We start from the raw sequence: 21,873 nt of genomic DNA on the forward strand, positions 1-21,873 counted from the left end.
AAAGTAGCATTTCATTCATAAAAGAGAGTTAAAATATGAAACAGTTATTTGCTACGATTGTTGCTTTGTTTGTTGGTTTTTTTGTATTGCTTTCAAGTCTATTTTTTGCGGTTGGATTGAGTATTGTTGGGTTCTTTATATCGAAAACACACAGTAAGAAAGTAAATTCTACAGAAGATAAAGAAGCGAAGATTATTGAAGGCGAATGCTCTAATGTGACGTATTCTTAATCGGTTTAGATAAATTGGTTACTATAAAGTGAACTAAGTTCGAGGAAATAGAGAGATAGGGGTGAAATTATCGCTAGCCTATGGGATATTTACTGCTGATATTATGTAATTCAGCAGTAGAGTGAGGGGTTAGCGTGGAGAGACTGTTATTGGTCATGGATTTTTTATTAACGCATAAGATGATTTTTAGTGTGTTAATTATTAGCTTTATTTTTCTATTGCGTCATTATGCAGTTAAACGGATTAGGGGAGATATTCCTTTTTTAACCGAAGACCAGCGCAAATGGATTTCTCGAACTAAGAATGGTTCATTTAGTTTTATTCTTCTGGTTTTATTCATTTTATGGAAATCAGAAATAAATGAGTTTGCCTTATCAGTTACAGCGATTGCAGTTGCTATTGTGGTGGCATCAAAAGAAATCATTCTCTGTTTTACTGGATCAATCCAGCGTGCGAGTTCGCGTTCTTTTAGAATTGGAGACTGGATAGAAGTTGGCACATTATGTGGTGAGGTGATCGAACACAATATGATGGCAACAGTGATCCAAGAAATTGATTTACACCATGGACAATACGATTACACTGGAAAAACAGCCACTCTTCCCAACAGTATGTTCTTTACTTACCCAGTTAAAAATCTCAACTTCATGAAGCGCTATGTTTATCATAACTTTTCTATCTGTGTGAGAGAGTTTGATAACCTATACCCAATGCTTCCTGAGTTATTACAAAAAATTGATGCACACTGTGAAGAGTTTATTGAGGTGGCAAAGCGTTACAATGGCGTAATAGAGAAACATGCAGGAGTCGATTTACCAGGAGCTGAACCTCATATTCATATTACAACCACGTCAATGGGTGATCAAAAAGTACATTACATGATCTTTTGTCCAACAGAAAAGGCATCGCATTTAGAGCAGTTAATTCGACAAGATTTTATGGAAATGTATGAGGTGAAGTTTCCTAAAGAGCTTAAAGAAAAATCGTAACTACATCGGCATCTATATAGTTGTAATTAATGGTTTGGAATCCTGTCTTGAAATCGCTCAAGCTTAGCCTTGTCTCAAGACAGGATATATTTATCTTTATTTAAGTGCGTCTAGTGGTAGCCATGTCACCTCTACGCCAGCCTGAGCAAACATATCTTGGCTGATCTGAATCTTCTCACCCCAACGAGATAAGAAATCTTCAGTTTGTTCTGGGCAATATACCTTTGAAATATCAGTCTGAATGATCTTTGCTGCGCAATTAGGGCAAGGAAAATGAGTAACCCAAATATCACAGCCTTCCAAATCTCGCTTAGCAAATAAAATTGCATTTTCTTCAGCGTGAAGTGTTTTTAAGTATTTCAGTTCTCGATCATCAGTATCTGCACTGTCTGAGACGCCATGTGGATAGCCATTAAACCCAACAGAAACAATACGGTTATGCTTAGTGATCACTGCACCAACCTGTGTTGAAGGATCTTTACTCCACGAACCGACTAATTCTGCCATTTGGAAAAATCGTTTTGCCCATTTAGTTACCATAATATTGCCCTTTGTTTCTATATACATTAAGAATATCTATATACATCAAGAATAGTATTTATTTCATAAGCTTATAACATACCTTGAGTGAGTCAAGACAGATAATCAATAATTATACCAATTCCAGTAATTATCTAATCATTGTTACTGGTTGAGTCACTTAATAATTGCATCGGTATTAGCACTATTCTATCTTAAAACCGGATGGATACTAACTTTTACAATCTTAAAATCTGTTATAGACTCGCGAAATTCTTTGTTGTTACTGAGGTTAATATGACAACATTTCATGCTGAATCATCCATCACTCGTACTTTTTGGCGTTACGCTATACCATCTATTGCTGCAATGGTGGTGAGTGGTCTATATCAAATTATTGATGGGATTTTTGTCGGACACTATATTGGTTTTGAAGGCTTAGCTGGCATTAATATGGCGTGGCCTGTTATTTGCGTACTAGGTGCATTAGGCGTAATGATCGGTATGGGAAGTGGCAGTGTTATGTCGATTTACCGTGGTGAGGATAAGCTTAGTAAAACTAAAATAACGTTAACAACAGGTCTTTGGCTATTGGTTTTATTAAGTGCTGTTTGTACCGCATTTATTATTGTATTTTCAGATAGTATATTATTACTTCAAGGTGCTGAAGGACGGAATTATGAATTGGCGAAAGACTATATCAATGTATTAGTTTTCGGCGGGTTGTTTTACTGCCTGTGCTACAGCTGTTCCTATGTTAGTGCGTAATGATGAATCTCCAAATATTGCTACGTTCTTATTAGTTTCTGGGGCATTAACTAACATCGTTTTAGATTACCTTTTTATTGGTGTTTTAGGTTGGGGCCTTCATGGTGCAGCATTAGCTACTTTAATTGCTCAGTCATGTGTAACAGTGCTTGGTATTGGTTATTTCTTTACTGCTCGTTCAAGCATTCAAGTTTCATTTAATGAAGTTCTTTTCTCATGGAACAAAGCAAAGCAATCATTGATGTTAGGTGTTTCTGCATTGGTGATGTACCTATATGGAAGCTTCGTTGTAGGGATTCATAATGGATTAATGATGCATTATGGCTCAGCAACAACAGTTGGAGCCTATGCCATTGTCGGTTACTTAATGATGTTGTATTACTTTTTAGCTCAAGGTATTGCTGAAGGGGCACAACCACCGATCAGTTACTATTTTGGCGCACGTGAAACGGACAAAGTGTATCAGATATTTAAGTTGGCTTTAAAGTGGGTAGTGATTACAGGTATTGGCTGGGTGGCTCTTTTAAATATATCGCCAGAATTCACTACAGCATTGTTTACCAATGGAGATAAAGCCTTAGTTGCTGAAACTGTTGTAGGGATCCGGTATCACCTATTTGCTCTATTTTTAGATGGTATTCTTGTATTGGCCACTATTTATTTCTTGTCAGTAAATGAAGGAGGGAAAGCCATGCTTATCTCAATAAGTAATATTCTAATTCAGTTGCCATTTTTAGCTATATTGCCTCATTGGTTTGGTATTGATGGCGTTTGGTTGGCAATGCCACTGTCTAATATTGCGTTGATTGTAGTGGTTGCTCCTATGGTTTGGAAACATGTAAAATCGCAGAAAGCAACCATACCATCAATTAGAACCGCTTCTTTTAGTCATAATACTTAAAAGCGGAAACTTTTATTTTGCAGCTTTACTCTATTTACACTGCTCAATTGGAATATACTGCAATTTATATTGTTTTATATCTAATTGAGCCTTAGAGGTGAGTCATGTCAGAATTTGAAAAAATGAAAAATGGACAAATATTTAATGGGTTAGATCCAGAAATAGAAGCCATTCGTAATAAGACACAACAAAGGCTTCAGGAATTTAACCTTCACCCTTCTAAGGAAGATAAAGACTCTATTTTATCTCAAATATTTAACTCGTTTGGCCAGAGTGTTGTTCAATCACCGTTTTTCTGTGAGTTTGGTAAAACGATTTCAATTGGTGAGCAAACTTTTATAAATATGAATGTCACCATGTTAGATGGAGCTGAAATTACTATTGGCAATCATGTATTAATCGGTCCAAATGTACAGTTTTATACCGCATCACACTCTCTTGATTATACAAGCCGTAGACGGTGGGAGACTTTCTGTAAGCCGATTGTTATTGAAGATGATGTTTGGGTTGGTGGGAGTGTTGTTATTAATCAGGGGGTTACTATAGGGTCTCGCTCTGTAATTGCTGCAAACTCGGTAGTTAATCATGATATACCATCAGATTGTTTATACGGCGGTACGCCAGCCAAATTGATTAAGCGACTTGACCAAAAGTAGATTAAAAGATGCCTACTATTCTTTATGCTAGTTAAAATATTTAAGTAAATGTAAGAATATGGTGGTGTATTTTCGATTGCTTAAAATAAGGTCAATATAGTTATTGACCTTAATGAAAATCAGGAATATAAGAGTAGAAATTTTCAGCACCTTTGCTGATTTTCATTATTTTATTTTCGAGGTTTACATTGGATATTGCCATATTACTTTTTTTGATTGTGATTAATGGTGTGTTTGCTATGTCTGAAATTGCATTGATGACAGCAAAAAAGAGTCGATTACAAAAACTGGCAGCAGAAGGGAGTTCATCTGCGGCTAAAGCAATTAAATTAGCTGAAGAGCCAACACAGTTTTTATCTACTGTGCAGATAGGTATTACCGTTATTGGTATTCTTAATGGTATTTTAGGCGAAGCCGCACTGGCTGGGCCGATATCTGAGCTGATCGTATCTTTAGGAGTGCCTATAACGATAGCGCCAACTATATCAACTATCTCTACGGTTGTGATTATTACGTACATTTCTATTGTTATTGGTGAATTAGTGCCAAAACGTATAGCGCAGTTCCATGCTGAGCGTATATCTACACTTATAGCACCATTAATTAGTGTACTAGCGTCTATTTCTAGGCCTTTTGTTTTTTTGTTATCTATCTCGACAGATGCAATATTGCGTTTACTTGGACGTTCAAATCAAGATGAGGTATCTATTACTGAGGATGATATTCAAGCGTTATTGAATGAAGGTTCAGAGCAAGGCGTAATAGAGAAACAAGAGCATAATATGATGCGTAATATTTTTCATTTGGATGATCGGAAAGTAGCATCATTAATGACGCCAAGAAGTGAATTGGTTTATTTTGATACTGAACAATCATGGGATGAAAACTTACCAAAGTTATTGCGATCTGATTATTCAATTTATCCTGTAACTCGTGGTGGAATGGACAACGTGCTTGGTTTTACTACCTCGCGATTTTTACTTAAAGCATCACATCAAGAGCATGGCACTAAATGGTTAATGCGTAATTTATTACCGTGTTTAACCATATTAGAAAATAAATTTGGCAGTCAACTGCTTGAGCTGCTAAGAACGACAGGTGAAGAGATTGCTCTGGTTGTTGATGAATACGGTGACGCGCAAGGCATTGTGACTCAAAAAGATCTCTTAGAAGCGCTAGCTGGTGAATTCAAATCTGAAAATCCGAATGATTCATGGGCAGAACAGATCTCAGAACAAGAGTGGATTCTTGATGGTTCAATTCCTATTACCGTATTAAAAGATACCTTATGCTTGGCATCATTGCCTGAAGAAAAAAAAGCTGATTATCAAACATTAACAGGAATGTTTATGTGGTTAACTAGTAATGTACCTGCGATTGGCGATTCGATTCAATATCAAGATTGGAACTTTGAGGTACTTTCTGTTGATAATAATCGTGCAAATAAAGTTAGAGTGACTTATCAGGTATTTGATAGCTAAATTTAGTTTTATAGTGATTTAACTTAACATTGGTATAGGACATACTGAAAAGCCAGTAGAGGGAGTAGTTAAGCGCTTTTATTTATGAGATAGACTATCTGTATTTACAGATAGTCATCTTAATTTTCGCATTCATAAAATAATTTCAAGTAGAAATTTGAATAATGACTTATTTCTATTGGTTAAATGAATGTTGGTGCAGGAATAGATAAGATTAATGAAAGGTCTCTTTAATAAATATATGATTGGGGTGATTGCTGTATTTGTTTTTTTTAAATACGTTATTTATGCTGATTATACGCAATATGTTGAAACTAATATTAAAATCACAGTCGAAAATATTGAGACACGGTTTGATAAAATAAAAACATCAGTTCAAGAACTTTCTTCTCTCAAAGAGCAAACTTGCCAAGAGATGATGCTGTCATTACAGAAAAAAGTGGCGCGTTGCCCGTTGATTAATAGTATCTCTGTGATCCGAGATGGTCAGTACTTTTGTAGCTCTATTGTTGGTGAAAAAATATCCAAAAAAGAGGTGCCTAAAAAAGAAATATATATAAAAGAAAATAATCTGTTAACTAATCAACCAAGTATTTCATATTATCATCGGTATGATAATGATAACGGTCTTCAGTTTTTTATGAAAGAGGTACCTGTAGAGTTAGAAGATAGGCGACTTGGGCATATCGTATTATCAAATTCTGAATATACGATATCGAAAGGTAATGTGTTTGGTATTCATGATCCAATAGATGAGAAAATATACTCATCAAATAAGTATGATTTTTATTTATTACTCAAATATGACAGATGGACTTCAATTAAATCTTATCTACTTGATAATCAACTTATTATTGTTATTTTTGTATTAATAGTGTTGCCGTTATGTGCTTTATCGAGCAAGGTTACATATCTTAACTTCGGGTTCTATAAGCTAAGAAATGCAATTAGAAAAAATCAAATAACACCTTTTGTTCAGCCTATCGTAAATAGTAATGAACGAATTATCGGGGGTGAAATACTCGCCCGATGGATCATGCCTTGTGGTAATATAATTTCACCAATAGAGTTTATTCCTAAAGTGGAACGGTTTGGATTAATGGAAAAAATGACCAAATCGATATTATTTCAGCTGAATGATCATTATAAAGATTCATTGCATAATGGGTTAAGGATCAGCGTTAATTTAACGGAAAGCTGCCTGTATGATGATGAGATTTACCACTTGTGCAAACTGTTGTGTGATAAGTTTATATTAGTTTTAGAGTTCACTGAATCGACTGAATTTGAAGATAGACACAAAATTATTTTATACATGCAAAAGTTCAGAGATATCGGGGTTCAGTTTGCGCTAGATGATTATGGAACTGGGTATTCGTCATTGCAGTATTTGAATTATTATCAGTTTGATTTTGTGAAAATTGATAAATCATTTATTGATGATATTGAAACCAATAAACAGTCTCTAAAAATATTAGAGAACATTATTTTATTGGCGAATAATTTGAATATAAACCTGGTGGCTGAGGGGGTTGAAAATAAGAATCAGAAACAGATTTTGAATGATTTAAATATCTCATCACATCAAGGTTTCTTGTACTTCAAACCGATGCCACTCAGTGAGTTTTATTCAATCGTAAAGGGATAAAATTGACTCAATAGAAAAGGGAGAGACTAATTAGCCTCTCCCTTTTTTTGTTGCATGTTTGTAGGAGTTAAGCTGTTATCTTTTAAATACCCAATTTGGATTGAGTGATTGCCAAGATACCTCAGTCGTACGATACAAAGACACACTCACAAATAGGGAAATAGCACCAATAAGTGAGTAAAGCATTAGAAAGCCAACACCTGCATTAGCAAAACTCATTAATGGATTATTCGACAGTAAAATCGTTGTTGGTATCTTATAAATATGGGTTAAAAACACCGCAATACCATCCCATCCTAATATCCATGTAGACATTACTTTCAGTGCGTAACCTCCTAAAAATACGACGATTAATGGTGAATTACTGACTTGTGAAATACTAAGAATTAACGCCGCTATCGGTAACATTACAAGGCTGACTAGCATCATGCGACCCATAAATTGGAACCAGTTGGTGATAATCGAAATGAAGGATGTGTGTTCATGAAGCATCACTAAAACCGTGTCACTTGATAAACTAATAATCCAGAAGAAAAGGTTCGCAACTAACACAAGTAAAGAGAAAATTAGCGGAATAGCGATAAGACCAAAGGCCAATTTCACGGCATGCGTATATTGACTTGATATTGGCATACTGCGCCAAAATGCAGAGCTGCCTTCTTTACGTTCTTTTCTGAGCGTTTTTGAGAAGTAGGTTGTCGTTAGTGCCAATGACAAAATACCAGCCATAAAGCTCAACATCATTTGTAAATCATCAGAAAACTCAGTCGAAAATGGCGTGAAATCACCTTGAGTTTGGACTGAAATAAATAGGTTATCTTGCAGGCTCGTGTTCATCATCAAACTAATGAAAAGTGCTACGCCGCAAACAAGGATAAATAGTGGAACACGAGTAACTGTTTTGTGTTCAATAAATTCTTTTTCAAGCATAAATAGAAATGGACGCATTAGATTGACTCCTTTTGAAGCGTGATAAAGAGTTCGGCTAACGTGCCTTGTGGAATGTTATCCATGTTTTCTTGTTTCACTATTCGGCCTTGCTTCAATATTAGAACATCCGTTAATAAGTGTTCAATTTCGGACACTTCGTGGCTTGCAATAATCAAGCAGCGTTCTCCAGCATTAAACCAAGACGTTAAATGCTGATAAAAGGTGTCGCGGTACAATAAATCCAGCCCTAATGTAGGTTCATCCAAAATAAGCACTTTCGTATTTGTTGCTATTACGATGGCTAAATGAACTTGCACCTTCATCCCTTTAGACAGGCTTTTAATGGTACTTTTTAGCTTGATGTTGGTGTTTTCTAAGACGGCAGTCGCTTTATTAATATCAAAACTAGGGTGAATGCCTGAAGTGTATTTTAATAATTGCTTGACGCTCATCCATTCAGGCAAGACATTTACATCTGAAATATATGCAAGGTGTTGCATTAATTCAGCATGCTGGTCGATAGGATGCAATCCATTAATACTGATGTCGCCTTGATAGCGATGTGCACCGAGCAAGGCATTGATCAGTGTCGATTTCCCTGCACCATTGTGGCCGAGTAAACCTAAAACTTGACCTGCATTAAGATCAAAACTGATGTCATTAATCGCTTGCTGATTTGAGTCTGAATATTGTTTAGATACGTGCTTTACATGAACAAGAGACGTCATTTTGTGCCTACATTATTGAATTACTTAGTACTATTGAGTAGAAATACCATGATAAGTTCCATAATGAAAGGAGTGGGTGAGAATCTCCTTATCAAATGATCTCTCACCTATTAAAAATTCGCTATTGAGTCGCTTCTATTAGTGGACGCTCTTTTGGTTTTCTTATTACTAAATAAACCGCAACAGCAGCAAGAGCAAATCCTACTGCACCTTGGGTATAAAAATGCTCATCAAAGATGATCCATGCTTGAAATGCGGTCATTGGTGGGATGAGATAAAAAGTAGAAGCAACGCTAGAAGAGTCACCTTTTTTTATCATATAAAGCAGCAATGAAATAGCAGTAACCGAGACAACCAACACTAACCATGATAAACCAAAAATAAATTCGGCATTCCATGTTACAACCATGGTTTCGTTCAACAAAGCGACAGGCAAAAAGATGAAAGAAGCCGCACTGTATTGCCAAACCATGCTACCGACTAAATCTACGTTTTGGCAGTATCTTTTTTGGTATAACGTGCCAAAGGTAATACCAATTAACGCGATAAACGCAAATAGGTAAGCGGTGTATTGGTTGCTGGTGTCCTGCCATTCGATATTACCTTGTAATACTAAGGTTATCCCTATTAAACCAAGCACTAAGCCTAACCATTGCACTGGTTGTAGGCGTTGGTTGCCAAAGTTAACCAATAATACCGCTGTGAGAATGGGTTGAACTCCCACCAATAAAGCACACAGGCCAGAGGACATTCCAAGGGCAATTGCTTGATAGGTTCCGCCTAAATAGAACCCATGAATTAATACACCGGCAATCAAAGAATGAATTGCTTCTTTCCCCTTTGGAAGATGAGCTTTGAATATAAATAACAATATAATAAAAACGGTAATATTCCCGATCATTCTAATCAGCAAAAAAGTGGCAGGCTCAGCAAATTGCAATCCATATTGAGCGCCGATAAAGCCAGAACTCCATAAAGCGACGAAGATAAAAGGGATGAATTTAGTTAGCATGAGAATTCCTGTGTATTGTTTTATATTGTTGTCTTTCGCGTACTTTAACTGGGTACAGCTATTGAGGTAAGAGACAGTTTTCGTTATTTTATTGGGTACAGATGGTGGCTGTTGATAATTGGATTAGGGTGATGAAGAAATACCAACAAGTAAAAGCGCATATACAACGAGGAATTGAACATGGATTGTATCAAGCAGGAGATAAGTTACCTTCTATTCGAGAGTTAAGTGCGAGTTTATCTGTTGGGAAAAACACAGTAATTCGAGCGTATGAAGAACTAGAAGCAAAGCAAGTATTGGTCGTGCATGATCGTTCGGGATATATGGTTGCTGATATAAATCTGCCCAAAGAGCTTAAAAATGACACCTTGAACGCACCTTGTGATATTGATTTACTTTCACTCAGTAAAGCCATTTTACGCCAACCTAATCAACAAAACTTATTACCAATGGGATCGGCACATCCTGATATTGATTTTCCTGCGATTCGAAGTTTATATGCTGAAATTGGTCGTCACAGCCGCCAACAAGTGAATATTCCCAGTTCGTATTTATTGCCTCCAGGTAATGCTTCTTTGCTTAAATACATTGCGAATATCACTCAAGATTTAGGGATCTCAGTATCAGCAAATGAAGTCCTTATTACCCATGGAGCACAGCAAGCCATTAGTTTAAGTTTGCAAGCATTAACACGGCCTGGAGACATTGTTCTTGTCGATTCTCCGTGTTATTTCGGCTCTTTATTATTACTTGAATCATTGAATTTAAAGGTCATCGAGATCCCTAATCATTTCAATTATGGGCTAGATATTAGTGCGGTAGAGCAAGCCGTAAAAACATGGGATGTAAAAGCCATTTTGGTTAACCCGACCAATAATAACCCAACGGGATATACCCAATCTGAATCCGCACGTCGAGCATTACTAAAAGCGACAGAAGGTATTCCTTTTATTGAAGAAGATGTGTTTGGTGGCCTGACTTATGAAGGGATACAAAAAACCTTTAAATCGCTAGATACTGAAGACAGAGTGATTTATTGTAGCTCGCTTTCAAAAACCTTAGATTCGCGATTACGAATAGGGTGGATCCTGGCTGGGAAATACCAAGCACAAATAGAAAAACGATTAATGTCAGAGAACATGGGCAGCGTTAATCTTATTCAATCAGCGGTCAGTGATTTCTTGAAAAAAGGCAAATATAAACAACATATTCATCGAGTTCAACGCAGTTATAAGCATAATCAAAAACGGGTGTCTCAACAGCTGACAGAAGCGTTAAATCATTATGATCACATGAGAGAACGTTATTATATCTCTCAACCTGAAGGTGGCTTTTTATGTTGGTTAACCTTGCCAGTAGGAGCCGACGGGACTGAGATTTATAAGCAAGCGCTGAAAGAACAAATCAGTGTATTGCCCGGCACGATGTTTTGTACTCAAGAGCAGTATAAGCATTGCCTTAGAGTGAGCTTTGCCTCTTATCGAGAGAATGATAAGTGGATAAATGGCATAAAGACATTGGCTAGAATTATTGCAGATCACTGTAAAACCATTGAGAATAATTAAATTTTGTTATTAACGTAATTGATAGCATCTTAGCGTGGGATACGGTAGATTCGGATCTCATAAGATCATTAACATCAGAGGTCATCATGTTCAGTCAACGTCCCGTAAAACCTGCAAAAACCATTGATAACGTGTATGGCAGTGCTTTTTATCATCTTGAAGCCAAAGACAGAACCATTGATGAATTACGTAAGAAATTGATTGCTAAAACCGATAATCAAGAATGGATTGATACGGTTTTGAATGACTTGATTGAGCGTGGCTATCTAAAATCAGATAAGAACTTTGCGATTAACTTTGTCGAAATGGCCTTTAGTGGCGAGAAGGGCAGCCAGTTTATTTTATCTAAATTGAGAGAAAAAGGCATTAATGAATCGATTGTTAATGAAGCAATAGCGTATGTCTCTAATCGTGATGAAGTGTGTGAAATAACGTTATTGAATAATCGATTAGCGAATATGAATTTAGACTCATTATCGAGTGATAAATTATATGCAACGCTAACTAAGTTTGGTTTTAAATCTGCCGATGTCCGTGAGGCAATTAAATCTCATCCTGTTGCGTCAGCACTGCCTTCTAAAATGCAAATTAAAGCCGATAAAGCCGACCTCGTTAAAGAAATTGAGAAGCTTGCCCGTAAACTAAAAGGTAAGTCTGTTATCAAAAGGGAGTTAAAACAAAAGCTGATCGATATATCTACTTTTGATGAAGAAATTGAAAAACTAGAGATGGACGGCTCGATTGATTTTTATGAGAACTGCCAATTACGATTAGATAAAAAACGCTTTGATTTGAGCAACTCAAAAGACAAAAGCAAAGCTTATGCGTATTTGTATTCTCATGGCTTTAGCTCGGATGAAATTAAAGAAACATTGAACTAATGGTATTGATAATAGGTATAAGCTAATGGCTACCAAAAGGTGAAAGATAAAAAAGCCCCATAGTTCGAGAGAGTGAACTATAGGGCTAAAACATCTTTAGTATTACAATGAATAGAAGAAGTAAATTTGTGATTTCATACGGATAATAATGCCGCGAATTACATCTAAAAACGCCATAAAGCCAACTGGTTTCTCACCAGAGATCCAGGCTAATCCAACCGATCCAACCGGAATATCATAGCCTTCACCTTCTTGCAGTTTTAAACGAACAAAGTGGTGTTTATTATTGACGTTTAATCCTGTTGTTTGACGGACATTATCTTCTTTTGCAAGCAATGACCCTTGTGCTTCCCCTGTTGCTTCAACAATGCCTTCCACTTCAGCCACAAAGACTTTTCCAGGGTAAACCGCACTAGAGAACTCAGCAGGGCGACCAACCGTCACATTACGTATAGCTTGATGATTTACGCGCATTAGTACGTATTTCTCGTTGGTGTACATTTGCATACGTGGAACAGCACCAATATATTGACCTTCTCGTAGAATAAAGTTTGTCACATAACCATTCGCAGGTGCATATACTTTTGTGTTGTCTAAGTTCCACTGTGCTTGAGCAACGCTTTCTTTTGCACTTGCAAGCTCACTTTCTTTAGCTTTTACGCCTAACTTTGCGTTATCAAAATCAAGCAGTGCTTTTTCATTGGCAAGTTTGGCTTTATCTAATTGAGCAACAGCACTGGCTACTTCGATGTCACCAATTGATACCAAGGTGCCTTGTTCATCTAGCGTACTTTGAGTAATGGTATTTTTTACTTTACGGTTTTGATCTACGTAGCGTTTTAGTGTGATCTGCTTGTATTTCAAATCTTGTTTTTTTGCTTCAATTTGTTTTTGGCTAACCACAATATCACTTTCAGATGCGGTAATAGCTTGTTGTGCTAGTCTTACATTTTGCTTAGCGACTTCAAGAGCAACTTCGCTGGCTTCTTGTGATACATCAGCCTTGTTTAGCGCAATTTGATATAACTCATCATCAATCTCATACACTAATTGGCCTTTTGTGATCTCTTGGTTTGGCTTAACGTAGATTTTAGTGACAACGCCTTTAATCTGGGTACTTGCTGGACGAAGTTGAATATGTGGCGATTGCACTACAAGAACCGCCAGAAAGATCCATAGGAGTGAAATTAAGTAATCCCGCCCATACAAATAACAACCAAGATCCGCCGCCAATGTAAGCAAAACCTTGAGTAAATTTATTCCAAGGCATTCCAACTAGACGAAGAAGATAAATAAATAGTGCCCATACCGCTAATCCCTCAAGCATTGTGATTCTCCTCTTGAGTTGATGATGTATCTACGGTGTTGATTGCGGATGTTTGTGATGTTGTTGGTATATGAGTAACTGGTTGGTGCCAAATATCACGAATTTTAATTAATGCTTTTTCTGCATCAACAAAAGCACAAATCACGGCTAAAACCCAAACCCAGTGCCAGACAAATCCTATCCACGTGAGGGCAGTAATTAGTCCAATTTGTTGGTGTTGTTTACTGTGTGCTTTGTTGATTGGTAGCTCATGAAGTTTCCAGAAACCATAAGCGAGAGCGACAATACTTCCTATCATGACGACGCTCGCAGCAATATGTAGCCCTAGATCCTGACCTGATCCAACAAAGGGCATACTGACTAAACTCATAAATGACTTACCTCAAATAATAATGAAAGGTAATAATGAGGTCTAAATAAGGATAGATCGATAAAATAAGTTTGATTGTATCGATCTATAATGATTTTTGATGTGATTAAATGTTTATTCGTTGGGGATAAGCGTGTTTCTATATTGAATAGGAGTTACACCATACATACGCTTAAAGGCAACAGAAAAGGATGCGGTATTTTTATAACCAACCCGTTGAGCTATCTCATTCATGGATAATGAACTGTTCATGTAAGTTATGGCTTCATCACAAATACTGTGATGAACAATGTCTGTAAATGAAATACTTTGATCTTGTAAGCGACGTTGAAGAGTTAAGGGTTTCATTCCCATTTTATTAGCCACAAACTCAAGGGTAGGATAACCAAAAAACAGCGCGTATTTAGTGAGTTCAAATACGACTTTTAAAATATCTTGAGGGAGAGGAATAAGCATATAACTCATCGCTTGCTCAACGGTAAATGCTTTTACTTGTGGTGTTGGCAACTCAAAAGTTCTTGGGCAAGTGATATCTTTAACGGGAAACCAGACTTGAGTGTTTGGACTATTCCATACGATTGGGCAGTTGAAAATAGCTTCAATTTCTCCTTTGTTGCCTATAGGTGTACCTGTTAAATGAATTGAAATTGGCTGGTAATCTTTACCATGAAATAAGCGTAATAATCGAACAAAGGATCCGGCGGCTAAGATACTTTCATGAATTCGAGCTTGAGGGATCAATGTTGGTGTTAAGATGCGCCACTTACCAATTGAGCCACTTAACATCATGTTGACTTGAACACCCGATTGCAACGCATTATGAATAGTGTTCATGCGCTTTATTGCCATGCCAAGATTGGTAGAACTTGCTAGTAATTGCACAAAAGGACCAAATTGCTTAAAGCTGTCTGATTGGCTAAGTTTGGCGGTATAGGTAGGATCGTTAGTTAATATCTCAATTTTGCACAGTAAAGATTCAAGATCTCTTAATGGCATGAGTTTTAATTGATAATCCAATAAAAGAGGTGGGATATTAAAATCTGCATACGTTAACCCATAATGCTTCATGGCATGCTCAATAAGCATTTTTGCAGTATGAACACGAACGAGATAAGTCGCGGTAGGTTTTGCCATGATGCCTCATTAAAAGTCACTTTTAAACAGCATTATATCTTACTGATATTAATATCTCATGCTACTATTTTTAACTTCATAATCGATATCATTGAGAGGCTATCTTGTTTAAAGGAAAATGGAGTGACGACATTCAAGGGGCGGCATTACACCCTGTAATCATTGAAATTATTCAAAAAGTAAAAGAGCAAACAATAGAAAATACAGAAGTAGGCAACTACCCATTACCTGATGAGTCAGTCTATTTTATTGTGAATGATAAAACGGAATTGAAAGAAAATCGTCGTTCAGAGATTCACCATAAATATCTTGATGTTCAATTAATTTTGGAAGGCACTGAGACGTTTGGTTACAGTGAATATCCATTATTATCGATTGAAGATGATTACTTAGAAGAGAAAGATATCGCATTCAGTAACGATGTCCAAGATGAACAGTTTGTCACGTTAGAGGCAGGAGAGTTTATTATCTTCAATCCTAAGCAGCCACATCGCCCATTGGTTGCGGTTGATGATAAGCCAGCAGCAGTGAAGAAGCTGATCATTAAAGTGAATAGTGCGCTGTTGGTTTAGCTGTAGTTATATATTTAGATTTAAAAAACCGATGATAGTAAATATTCATCGGTTTTTTGAGATTGGTTATAAAGAAAAAGCTAGATTAAGCTCACTTCAACATCACTCTGTACTTGGCTTGAACACGCCAATGTATAACCTTGCGCTAGTTCTTCTTCGGTTAGCGTTTCAGTACTGGTTCGACTTACTTCACCTTTTTCAACCTTACACTTACACGAGCCACACATTCCGCTACGACAAGCGATAATAATTGGAACGCCGCTTTCTTCTAAAACGTCCGCTAAGGTTGCGCCTTTATCTATTTCTTTTGAAACACCAAAAGCGGGTACTTCAAACTGAACCACGCCAGAAGCGTCTTCAGTGTTACTTACTTCCGCTTCAATAGGCGTAAAGCTTTCTTGGAAGAAGTGAGCCATATCTAAACCAAGGTTTTCTACGTTGGTTGTCATGTCTTGCATAAATACATTAGGGCCGCATAAGTAAACTGTGCGCTCTGCTAGATCAGGGCAAAGCGTGTTTAACCACTCTTGGTCTAGGCGGCCTTGTGGGTGATTTGTCTGGGTATTATCTTTTAATAACAGTTTTAAATGAAAGTTAGCGTGAGTTTCATGTAACAGTTCTAACTCTTCAAAAAAGATGGTTTGTTCTTTGCTTTTTGCCATATGGATAAAGGTAATATCGATCTCAATATCTTGAGCTATCCATGTTTTAGCCATAGACATTAAAGGTGTAATGCCACAGCCTGCGCTTAATAATGCTACTTTTTTTCTTGGCTTGCAGTCGATTGAGTTGAATGGACCGGTTGGTGCTAAAACAGCAATCTCATCACCTTCATTTAATTGATCAATTAGGTAGTTTGATATCTTGCCGCCTTCAACACGTTTAATCGTTAATTGTAGGAAATCTTGATTTGGCATTGAGCTGATAGAGTAGGCGCGGTATTCCACCTTACCTTCAATTTCAATACCGACACTAATAAACTGACCCGGTTTAAAATCGAAGCTTTCTTGGTTGTGGCTTGTCAGCTGTAAGCTAATGGTATCAGCAGTTTCAAACCATTTTTTATTACAACGAAGTTGAACTGGGGTTGCTGGCCAAATAAATTGTGTCATGGTTTTCTCTATTCAGTTTATTGCGAGGATTGGTATTTGCGAAAAATGCCCCAGGTAACTGAGGCATAAATTCATTAAAAACGAAAAGCAGCGATTATGCGGCTAAAATCGTTTTTAAATCGTCTTCTACGTTACTAATGCTACGCATATCGAATTTCTCTTGCATGATAGCAAGTAGGTTATCGGTTAAGAACGCAGGGGCAGTTGGGCCTGTGTAAATGCCTTTTACGCCAAGAGCGAATAGAGTTAATAGAATAACAATCGCTTTTTGCTCGAACCAAGAAAGTACCAGCGTTAATGGAAGTTCGTTAATGCCACAATCAAACTCTTTTGCTAATGCAAGTGCGAGTTGAATAGCTGAGTAAGCATCGTTACATTGACCAACATCCAATAAACGCGGGATACCATTAATATCGCCGAATTGGTTTTTGTTGAAACGGTATTTACCACAAGCAAGAGTCAGGATAACTGAATCTTCAGGTGCTTGAGCGGTAAAGTCTGTGAAATAGCTACGTTCAGCTTTGTCACCATCACAACCGCCAACAAGGAAGAAGTGACTGATGTTACCTTCTTTTACTTGTTCAATAACAGCAGGTGCTGCTGCCATTAGCGCGTTACGACCAAACCCAACGGTGATCATTTGTTCGATCTCGTTATGTTTAAAGCCTTCTTGCGCTAATGCACAATCAACAACAGCGGTGAAATCGTCACCTTCTAAGTGAGCAACGCCAGGCCAACCAACAATGCTACGTGTGAATAGACGATCTGCGTATAGACCTACATTTGGGTTCAATAGGCAGTTAGACGTCATTACGATTGCGCCAGGGAAGTTAGCAAATTCTTTTTGCTGGTTCTGCCATGCGCTGCCGTAGTTACCTACAAGGTGAGGGTATTTTTTAAGCTCTGGGTAAGAGTGAGCAGGAAGCATTTCACCGTTAGTGTAAACGTTGATGCCTTTGCCTTCAGTTTGTTGAAGGATTTTTTCTAAGTCATGTAAATCGTGACCAGAAACAAGAATACATTTACCTTCAATGGTTTTAACGTTTACTTGTGATGGTTCTGGGTGACCAAAGGTATCAGTCTCGCCTAAATCTAGCATTTCCATGATGCGGTAGTTCATTAAACCGATTTGCATAGAACATTCTAGTAATGCGTTTAGCTCAGTTGGGTCCGTTCCCAGCCATGCCATGATTTGGTGATATTCAGCAAAAACAGCGTCATCAGTTTGACCAAGAACACGTGCGTGCTCCATATAAGCTGCTGCACCTTTTAAGCCGTAAAGACAAAGTAGACGTAGACCAATCACATCTTCATGCTCTGAATCGTGACCGCGGTTAACGGCTGCTTGTGGAGCTAATGCGATTAACTCTTCTACGTTGGTTGGTAAATCAAATAGTGCCGCAGGAGAAAGCTCTGATAATTCAGTATTGCTAAGAAGAGCCGCTGCACGAACTTGTTCTTCAAGTTGTTTTTTATAAGCGTGCGCTTGCAGTGCGAATTCGATAACACGCTCAGGATCAAAGTTAACGTTGGTTAGTGTTGCGAAGAAGGCTTTTGGTGCCCAGTGATCGATCTCATCAATCACTACATTTACTTTACGACCTTGTTCTGCCCAGAAAGATACACCTTGTAGTGTATAAACTAGGATATCTTGTAAGTCAGATACTTCTGCTGTTTTACCACACATACCTTGTGCAAAAGAACAGCCTTTCGTTGTAGGTGTTTGAATTGTTTGCTCACATTGGATACAGAACATAGTTGGAACTCCAGTCATTGAATACTTATTGTTCAAATCCTGTTAGTTCAGTACGTTCTGCTGCCTTGAGCAAATTGCTGAACTAATCGAGACTTGATTCTACATTGATGAGTTCTCTATTGCATAGGACGTGCCAACTTTAACTTGTTGATTTATAATGATTTTTAAAGTTGATAATGTTTCAGTGATGTATTTATAACAACATTCCCGATGTCATAAATACATCATTAGATGGTTTTTTATAAGATTTACAGGCCGAATTTTTTCCCCATTCGATATAAATTACCGCGATCCATTTGAAGAAACTCGGCGGCTTTTGACCATGTTCCATTCGATTCGGATAAAGCGTGCTCAATCAGCTGCTTTTGATAGCTTTCTACCAATTCTCGCATCGGTTTACTCTCTTTCGGTAATAATGCTGTTGTTATTTTAACATCATTTGTGTGCTCAACATCCCCTAAAAAGTGCGCAAGAGTAATGCTGCTGTCACTTTCTTGTATTGCTCTAAGCCCTGCACGCATTAACGTATGTTCAAGTTCTCGTACATTACCTAGCCACTGGCTATTCTCTAAATGAGTTAACGTTCGTGGATGAATATGAAGAGTTGGCACGTTAAATTGGGTACGAACTTTATCTAATAAATACCCAGCTAAAACAGAAATATCACCGTCACGATCACGCAGTGGTGGCACGTTTATTGGGAACACATTTAAACGGTGAAATAAGTCAGCTCGAAAGCGTCCTGCTTCTACTTCTTGCTCTAAATTACGGTTGGTTGCGGCGATGATACGCACATTTACCATGACGTTTTTATCAGAGCCGACACGTTGTACTTCACCTTGCTGAATAACACGCAATAATTTGGCTTGAATTAACAAGGGCAATTCACCAATTTCATCTAAGAAAATAGTGCCATTATCCGCCAATTCAAATTTACCTGCTCGGTGATTATTGGCGCCAGTAAACGCGCCTTTGACGTGACCAAACAGCTCACTTTCAGCTAAGGATTCAGGCAAGGCTGCACAGTTTACATAAATCATTGCTTGTTCATTACGAAGAGATTGTTCATGTACAGAATGAGCGACCAATTCTTTACCACAACCGGTCTCACCGCTGATCAAAACGGCATAGTCAGAAGAGGCTACCATCTTGATATTGGTACGTAATCGTTGGATCTGAGGGCTAATGCCAATCAACTCACCTTTTTGGTTTCGAGCTTGTTGGATTAGCGCTTGGTTGATGGATTTTTGTTGTTGATTGCTGTTCTTTAAGGTTTCTATTAATGCTTTGTTGTGCAAGGTAGCTGCAGCAAGGGCTGCGAAGGTTTCAATCGTGATGTTATCTATCTTTTTAAAGGCACCCACCTCTAACGCATCTAAGGTTAATAGACCGACTAAAGTATCTTCTACGTACAGGCTACAACCTAGGCAATCATGCACTTCAATACTGACGTGTTCATCCACCAATAATAAGCCATCAAAGGGGTCTGGTAAGTCTGAATTGGATTCAAAACGGACAGGGTGTTTGCTCTCTAAAATGGCTTGTAATCGAGGGTGTACTTTTGGTGGAAAACAACGGCCCAAAACCGCAGTAGAAAGCCCTTGTACAGCGACAGGTTTAAGGCAGCCATCAGCATCTAATACAAATAATGCACTGGCGTCGCAAGGGAATACGTGATGAATAGAAGAGATTAAGCGCTGATAATGCAAATCACTGGATAAGTTAGAGCTAAGATCCAATGCGATTTGAAGTAAGACTTTTTCGATAGAGGGTTTCATAAGAGCCACTTTGGTAGATGATGTTATATTAACATCATCTACCATATCATATTTAGTGAACTTTATAATTAACAATAGCACTAAGACTAAGTTATTAGTTATTCCATTGACTTAATTTTCCAGTAAATTTTGTGGTTAGAGTTTTTATTTCAGGAAAGTCTTCATAGATAGTTAAATCATCGCCATCTAATTTATATGCGTAAAATAGTAACCTATGTTCTTTTGACATTTGAATAGTATCATCTAATTTATTTTTATAATTTGGTTCAATTAAAGGTGTTCGAGTTTCAATAAAGTAAATTAATTGATTTGATAAATTAAATTGTTTTCCTGTTACTTTCCATTTTGCTATACCCTCACTATATTTTAACGTATGAAGAGCAACAAAATCACCTCGATAACAGGTCATTTTTATTTTGTGACCAGGGTTGATTGAATCTATAATGTTAATCTTATAATTACAACCGCTACCATTAATAAATGCATAAAAAGAAACGGAAGTGATAAAGATACTTAATGATATATTTATTCTTTTCATTATGATTTAAATTATTACCCATGAGTGAATTACGGTTAAAATAAAATATGTCAATAATAAAAACATTATTAGTTGGGTTGGTGATGATAAAAATATAGATTTTAATTTATTACTATCGTTAGCTATAATAATGTTATCTTTATCTATGCTTTCTTGATATATTTCCTTTTCCTTTTCCTTTTCCTTTTCCTTTTCCTTTTCCTTTTCCTTTTCCTTTTCCTTGTAGCTAAGTTTATAACCTACTCTAGGAGTGTTGATTATTAGAATATTGTCATGTTTTAGTATCTTCCTTATATTTGATATAGCGACAGCGAGAGAGTTTGGACCGATAAAATCAGGGTGGTCCCAAGCCGCAACTATTAGTGAGTTTTTATCAATAGATTTATTCGTATTTTTTATAAGAAGTTGAAGTACTTTACTTTCTGGTATTGAAATAGAGTAGGACTGATTATTTATTATAATCTCTGGCCTATCTTCTATTAATAAAATTGAGTTGTTAAGCGTGAGTCTCATTGTTGTCGTTTTTTAGTGTTAGTAATGTAAAATAATATAGCACTTGAGATTTATAAAATACAGCATTGAGATCACAATTAATAGAATTGTTATTATAATTTAGATAGTGGTGAGTTTTACTTAAGTTGATGTTTTTTAATAAATTATAACTAATTAATGTTTATTATTAACTTATAATTAGTGAGTGGTTGATACTTATGCTTCTAAAAGTTTATAAATCAACAAGCCTTAAAAGGAGAGGTTTTTATGTCGGCGGTATATTGCTTTTCATTATGTAAAAATACAAAAACGTTAAACTCTATTGAGTGCCTAACTTTAGATGAAATATCTCATCTCAATGATGTTTTTGGAATAACATTTCAGCTTGATATTAATAATGATGGGCTTTATGAGTTTGAAATAGTACTACATTAGATTTCCAAGTTTGTAATGAGTGAATCTAACTTGTAGAGATTGATTTTCACG

At 36.9% G+C, this 21,873-nt stretch carries 19 protein-coding genes and 2 pseudogenes; 9 read left to right on the forward strand and 12 right to left on the reverse strand.

The genetic code is table 11. The annotated features are described in order from the left end of the window. The first annotated feature begins 35 nt into the window (after positions 1-35). Together ACU5DF_RS07090 and ACU5DF_RS07095 are read left to right on the forward strand one after the other, a co-directional pair. Positions 36-230, forward strand: coding sequence for a hypothetical protein (locus ACU5DF_RS07090; protein ID WP_045104211.1), 195 nt, complete (start codon positions 36-38; stop codon positions 228-230). A 179-nt stretch (positions 231-409) separates the two neighbouring features. Further along, a complete protein-coding gene (locus ACU5DF_RS07095) occupies positions 410-1,219 on the forward strand; it encodes a mechanosensitive ion channel family protein (RefSeq protein ID WP_446712494.1) in 810 nt (269 codons plus the stop codon). Positions 1,220-1,315: 96 nt separating this feature from the next. On the opposite strand, the gene ACU5DF_RS07100 is transcribed toward ACU5DF_RS07095, so the two are convergent. Then, positions 1,316-1,759 (reverse strand): dCMP deaminase family protein, encoded by a 444-nt coding sequence (locus ACU5DF_RS07100; protein ID WP_045104210.1) that lies wholly within the window; start codon positions 1,757-1,759, stop codon positions 1,316-1,318. A 276-nt stretch (positions 1,760-2,035) separates the two neighbouring features. Here ACU5DF_RS07100 and ACU5DF_RS07105 point away from each other — a divergent pair. The 4 genes and pseudogenes from ACU5DF_RS07105 (at position 2,036) to ACU5DF_RS07120 (ending at position 7,192) form a co-directional block, all read left to right on the forward strand. Continuing rightward, positions 2,036-3,407: pseudogene (locus ACU5DF_RS07105) on the forward strand (MATE family efflux transporter). Positions 3,408-3,511: 104 nt separating this feature from the next. Beyond that, entirely contained in the window at positions 3,512-4,063 is a 552-nt protein-coding gene (locus ACU5DF_RS07110) for a sugar O-acetyltransferase (RefSeq protein ID WP_045104208.1), read from the forward strand. 188 nt (positions 4,064-4,251) lie between these two features. After that, positions 4,252-5,544, forward strand: coding sequence for a hemolysin family protein (locus ACU5DF_RS07115; RefSeq protein WP_446712336.1), 1,293 nt, complete (start codon positions 4,252-4,254; stop codon positions 5,542-5,544). Positions 5,545-5,761: 217 nt separating this feature from the next. After that, positions 5,762-7,192 carry an EAL domain-containing protein gene (locus ACU5DF_RS07120; RefSeq protein WP_446712337.1) on the forward strand — a complete coding sequence of 477 codons (1,431 nt, stop codon included), beginning with the start codon at positions 5,762-5,764 and terminating at the stop codon, positions 7,190-7,192. A 75-nt stretch (positions 7,193-7,267) separates the two neighbouring features. Here the strand turns inward: ACU5DF_RS07120 and ACU5DF_RS07125 are convergent, their stop codons facing one another. The 3 genes from ACU5DF_RS07125 to ACU5DF_RS07135 all read right to left on the reverse strand — a co-directional run bounded on the left by ACU5DF_RS07125 (position 7,268) and on the right by ACU5DF_RS07135 (position 9,862). After that, a complete protein-coding gene (locus ACU5DF_RS07125) occupies positions 7,268-8,140 on the reverse strand; it encodes a hypothetical protein (RefSeq protein ID WP_446712338.1) in 873 nt (290 codons plus the stop codon). Beyond that, positions 8,140-8,850: an ABC transporter ATP-binding protein gene (locus ACU5DF_RS07130; protein ID WP_446712339.1), complete on the reverse strand. Its 711-nt coding sequence runs from the start codon at positions 8,848-8,850 to the stop codon at positions 8,140-8,142. The genes ACU5DF_RS07125 and ACU5DF_RS07130 overlap by 1 nt, the downstream gene beginning before the upstream one ends. 121 nt (positions 8,851-8,971) lie before the next feature. Continuing rightward, positions 8,972-9,862, reverse strand: coding sequence for a DMT family transporter (locus tag ACU5DF_RS07135; protein WP_446712340.1), 891 nt, complete (start codon positions 9,860-9,862; stop codon positions 8,972-8,974). Between the two features lie 131 nt (positions 9,863-9,993). On the opposite strand from ACU5DF_RS07135, the gene ACU5DF_RS07140 reads away from it, so the two are divergent. Both ACU5DF_RS07140 and ACU5DF_RS07145 read left to right on the forward strand, forming a co-directional pair. Further along, positions 9,994-11,427 (forward strand): aminotransferase-like domain-containing protein, encoded by a 1,434-nt coding sequence (locus ACU5DF_RS07140; RefSeq protein ID WP_446712341.1) that lies wholly within the window; start codon positions 9,994-9,996, stop codon positions 11,425-11,427. Between the two features lie 86 nt (positions 11,428-11,513). Further along, positions 11,514-12,308 (forward strand): RecX family transcriptional regulator, encoded by a 795-nt coding sequence (locus ACU5DF_RS07145; RefSeq protein WP_446712342.1) that lies wholly within the window; start codon positions 11,514-11,516, stop codon positions 12,306-12,308. Positions 12,309-12,410: 102 nt separating this feature from the next. On the opposite strand, the pseudogene ACU5DF_RS07150 reads toward ACU5DF_RS07145, so the two are convergent. The 3 genes and pseudogenes from ACU5DF_RS07150 to ACU5DF_RS07160 all read right to left on the reverse strand — a co-directional run bounded on the left by ACU5DF_RS07150 (position 12,411) and on the right by ACU5DF_RS07160 (position 15,139). Next, positions 12,411-13,635: pseudogene (locus ACU5DF_RS07150) on the reverse strand (HlyD family secretion protein). Continuing rightward, positions 13,628-14,005 (reverse strand): MFS transporter, encoded by a 378-nt coding sequence (locus ACU5DF_RS07155; protein ID WP_446712343.1) that lies wholly within the window; start codon positions 14,003-14,005, stop codon positions 13,628-13,630. Before ACU5DF_RS07155 ends, ACU5DF_RS07150 begins: the two are co-directional and overlap by 8 nt. Before the next feature lie 114 nt (positions 14,006-14,119). Further along, positions 14,120-15,139, reverse strand: coding sequence for a helix-turn-helix domain-containing protein (locus ACU5DF_RS07160; RefSeq protein WP_446712344.1), 1,020 nt, complete (start codon positions 15,137-15,139; stop codon positions 14,120-14,122). Between the two features lie 104 nt (positions 15,140-15,243). Here ACU5DF_RS07160 and ACU5DF_RS07165 point away from each other — a divergent pair, with 104 nt between their 5' ends. Continuing rightward, on the forward strand, positions 15,244-15,711 hold the full coding sequence (locus ACU5DF_RS07165) for a NanQ anomerase/TabA/YiaL family protein (RefSeq protein ID WP_446712345.1): 468 nt from the start codon (positions 15,244-15,246) through the stop codon (positions 15,709-15,711). An 80-nt stretch (positions 15,712-15,791) separates the two neighbouring features. Here ACU5DF_RS07165 and ACU5DF_RS07170 read toward each other — a convergent pair whose 3' ends face one another. The 5 genes from ACU5DF_RS07170 to ACU5DF_RS07190 form a co-directional block, all read right to left on the reverse strand. Beyond that, a complete protein-coding gene (locus tag ACU5DF_RS07170; RefSeq protein ID WP_446712346.1) occupies positions 15,792-16,823 on the reverse strand; it encodes a hybrid-cluster NAD(P)-dependent oxidoreductase in 1,032 nt (343 codons plus the stop codon). A gap of 94 nt (positions 16,824-16,917) precedes the next feature. Continuing rightward, entirely contained in the window at positions 16,918-18,579 is a 1,662-nt protein-coding gene (gene hcp, locus ACU5DF_RS07175; protein WP_446712495.1) for a hydroxylamine reductase, read from the reverse strand. A gap of 248 nt (positions 18,580-18,827) precedes the next feature. Next, on the reverse strand, positions 18,828-20,357 hold the full coding sequence (gene norR / locus ACU5DF_RS07180) for a nitric oxide reductase transcriptional regulator NorR (protein WP_446712347.1): 1,530 nt from the start codon (positions 20,355-20,357) through the stop codon (positions 18,828-18,830). A gap of 94 nt (positions 20,358-20,451) precedes the next feature. Then, positions 20,452-20,895 carry a hypothetical protein gene (locus ACU5DF_RS07185; RefSeq protein WP_446712348.1) on the reverse strand — a complete coding sequence of 148 codons (444 nt, stop codon included), beginning with the start codon at positions 20,893-20,895 and terminating at the stop codon, positions 20,452-20,454. A 6-nt stretch (positions 20,896-20,901) separates the two neighbouring features. Next, positions 20,902-21,408, reverse strand: coding sequence for a winged helix-turn-helix domain-containing protein (locus ACU5DF_RS07190; protein WP_446712349.1), 507 nt, complete (start codon positions 21,406-21,408; stop codon positions 20,902-20,904). Between the last annotated feature and the right edge of the window lie 465 nt (positions 21,409-21,873).

Source organism: Aliivibrio wodanis, from assembly GCF_052920805.1.

Coding starts and splice junctions, on each gene's coding strand:
- ACU5DF_RS07095 (WP_446712494.1), top strand. CDS start 410: ATGATTTTTAGTGTGTTAATTATTAGCTTTATTTTTCTATTGCGTCAT.
- ACU5DF_RS07190 (WP_446712349.1), bottom strand. CDS start 21,408: ATGAGACTCACGCTTAACAACTCAATTTTATTAATAGAAGATAGGCCA.
- ACU5DF_RS07120 (WP_446712337.1), top strand. CDS start 5,762: ATGAAAGGTCTCTTTAATAAATATATGATTGGGGTGATTGCTGTATTT.
- norR (WP_446712347.1), bottom strand. CDS start 20,357: ATGAAACCCTCTATCGAAAAAGTCTTACTTCAAATCGCATTGGATCTT.
- ACU5DF_RS07110 (WP_045104208.1), top strand. CDS start 3,512: ATGTCAGAATTTGAAAAAATGAAAAATGGACAAATATTTAATGGGTTA.
- ACU5DF_RS07125 (WP_446712338.1), bottom strand. CDS start 8,140: ATGCGTCCATTTCTATTTATGCTTGAAAAAGAATTTATTGAACACAAA.
- hcp (WP_446712495.1), bottom strand. CDS start 18,579: ATGTTCTGTATCCAATGTGAGCAAACAATTCAAACACCTACAACGAAA.
- ACU5DF_RS07145 (WP_446712342.1), top strand. CDS start 11,514: ATGTTCAGTCAACGTCCCGTAAAACCTGCAAAAACCATTGATAACGTG.
- ACU5DF_RS07130 (WP_446712339.1), bottom strand. CDS start 8,850: ATGACGTCTCTTGTTCATGTAAAGCACGTATCTAAACAATATTCAGAC.
- ACU5DF_RS07140 (WP_446712341.1), top strand. CDS start 9,994: ATGAAGAAATACCAACAAGTAAAAGCGCATATACAACGAGGAATTGAA.
- ACU5DF_RS07170 (WP_446712346.1), bottom strand. CDS start 16,823: ATGACACAATTTATTTGGCCAGCAACCCCAGTTCAACTTCGTTGTAAT.
- ACU5DF_RS07090 (WP_045104211.1), top strand. CDS start 36: ATGAAACAGTTATTTGCTACGATTGTTGCTTTGTTTGTTGGTTTTTTT.
- ACU5DF_RS07185 (WP_446712348.1), bottom strand. CDS start 20,895: ATGAAAAGAATAAATATATCATTAAGTATCTTTATCACTTCCGTTTCT.
- ACU5DF_RS07100 (WP_045104210.1), bottom strand. CDS start 1,759: ATGGTAACTAAATGGGCAAAACGATTTTTCCAAATGGCAGAATTAGTC.
- ACU5DF_RS07160 (WP_446712344.1), bottom strand. CDS start 15,139: ATGGCAAAACCTACCGCGACTTATCTCGTTCGTGTTCATACTGCAAAA.
- ACU5DF_RS07135 (WP_446712340.1), bottom strand. CDS start 9,862: ATGCTAACTAAATTCATCCCTTTTATCTTCGTCGCTTTATGGAGTTCT.
- ACU5DF_RS07155 (WP_446712343.1), bottom strand. CDS start 14,005: ATGAGTTTAGTCAGTATGCCCTTTGTTGGATCAGGTCAGGATCTAGGG.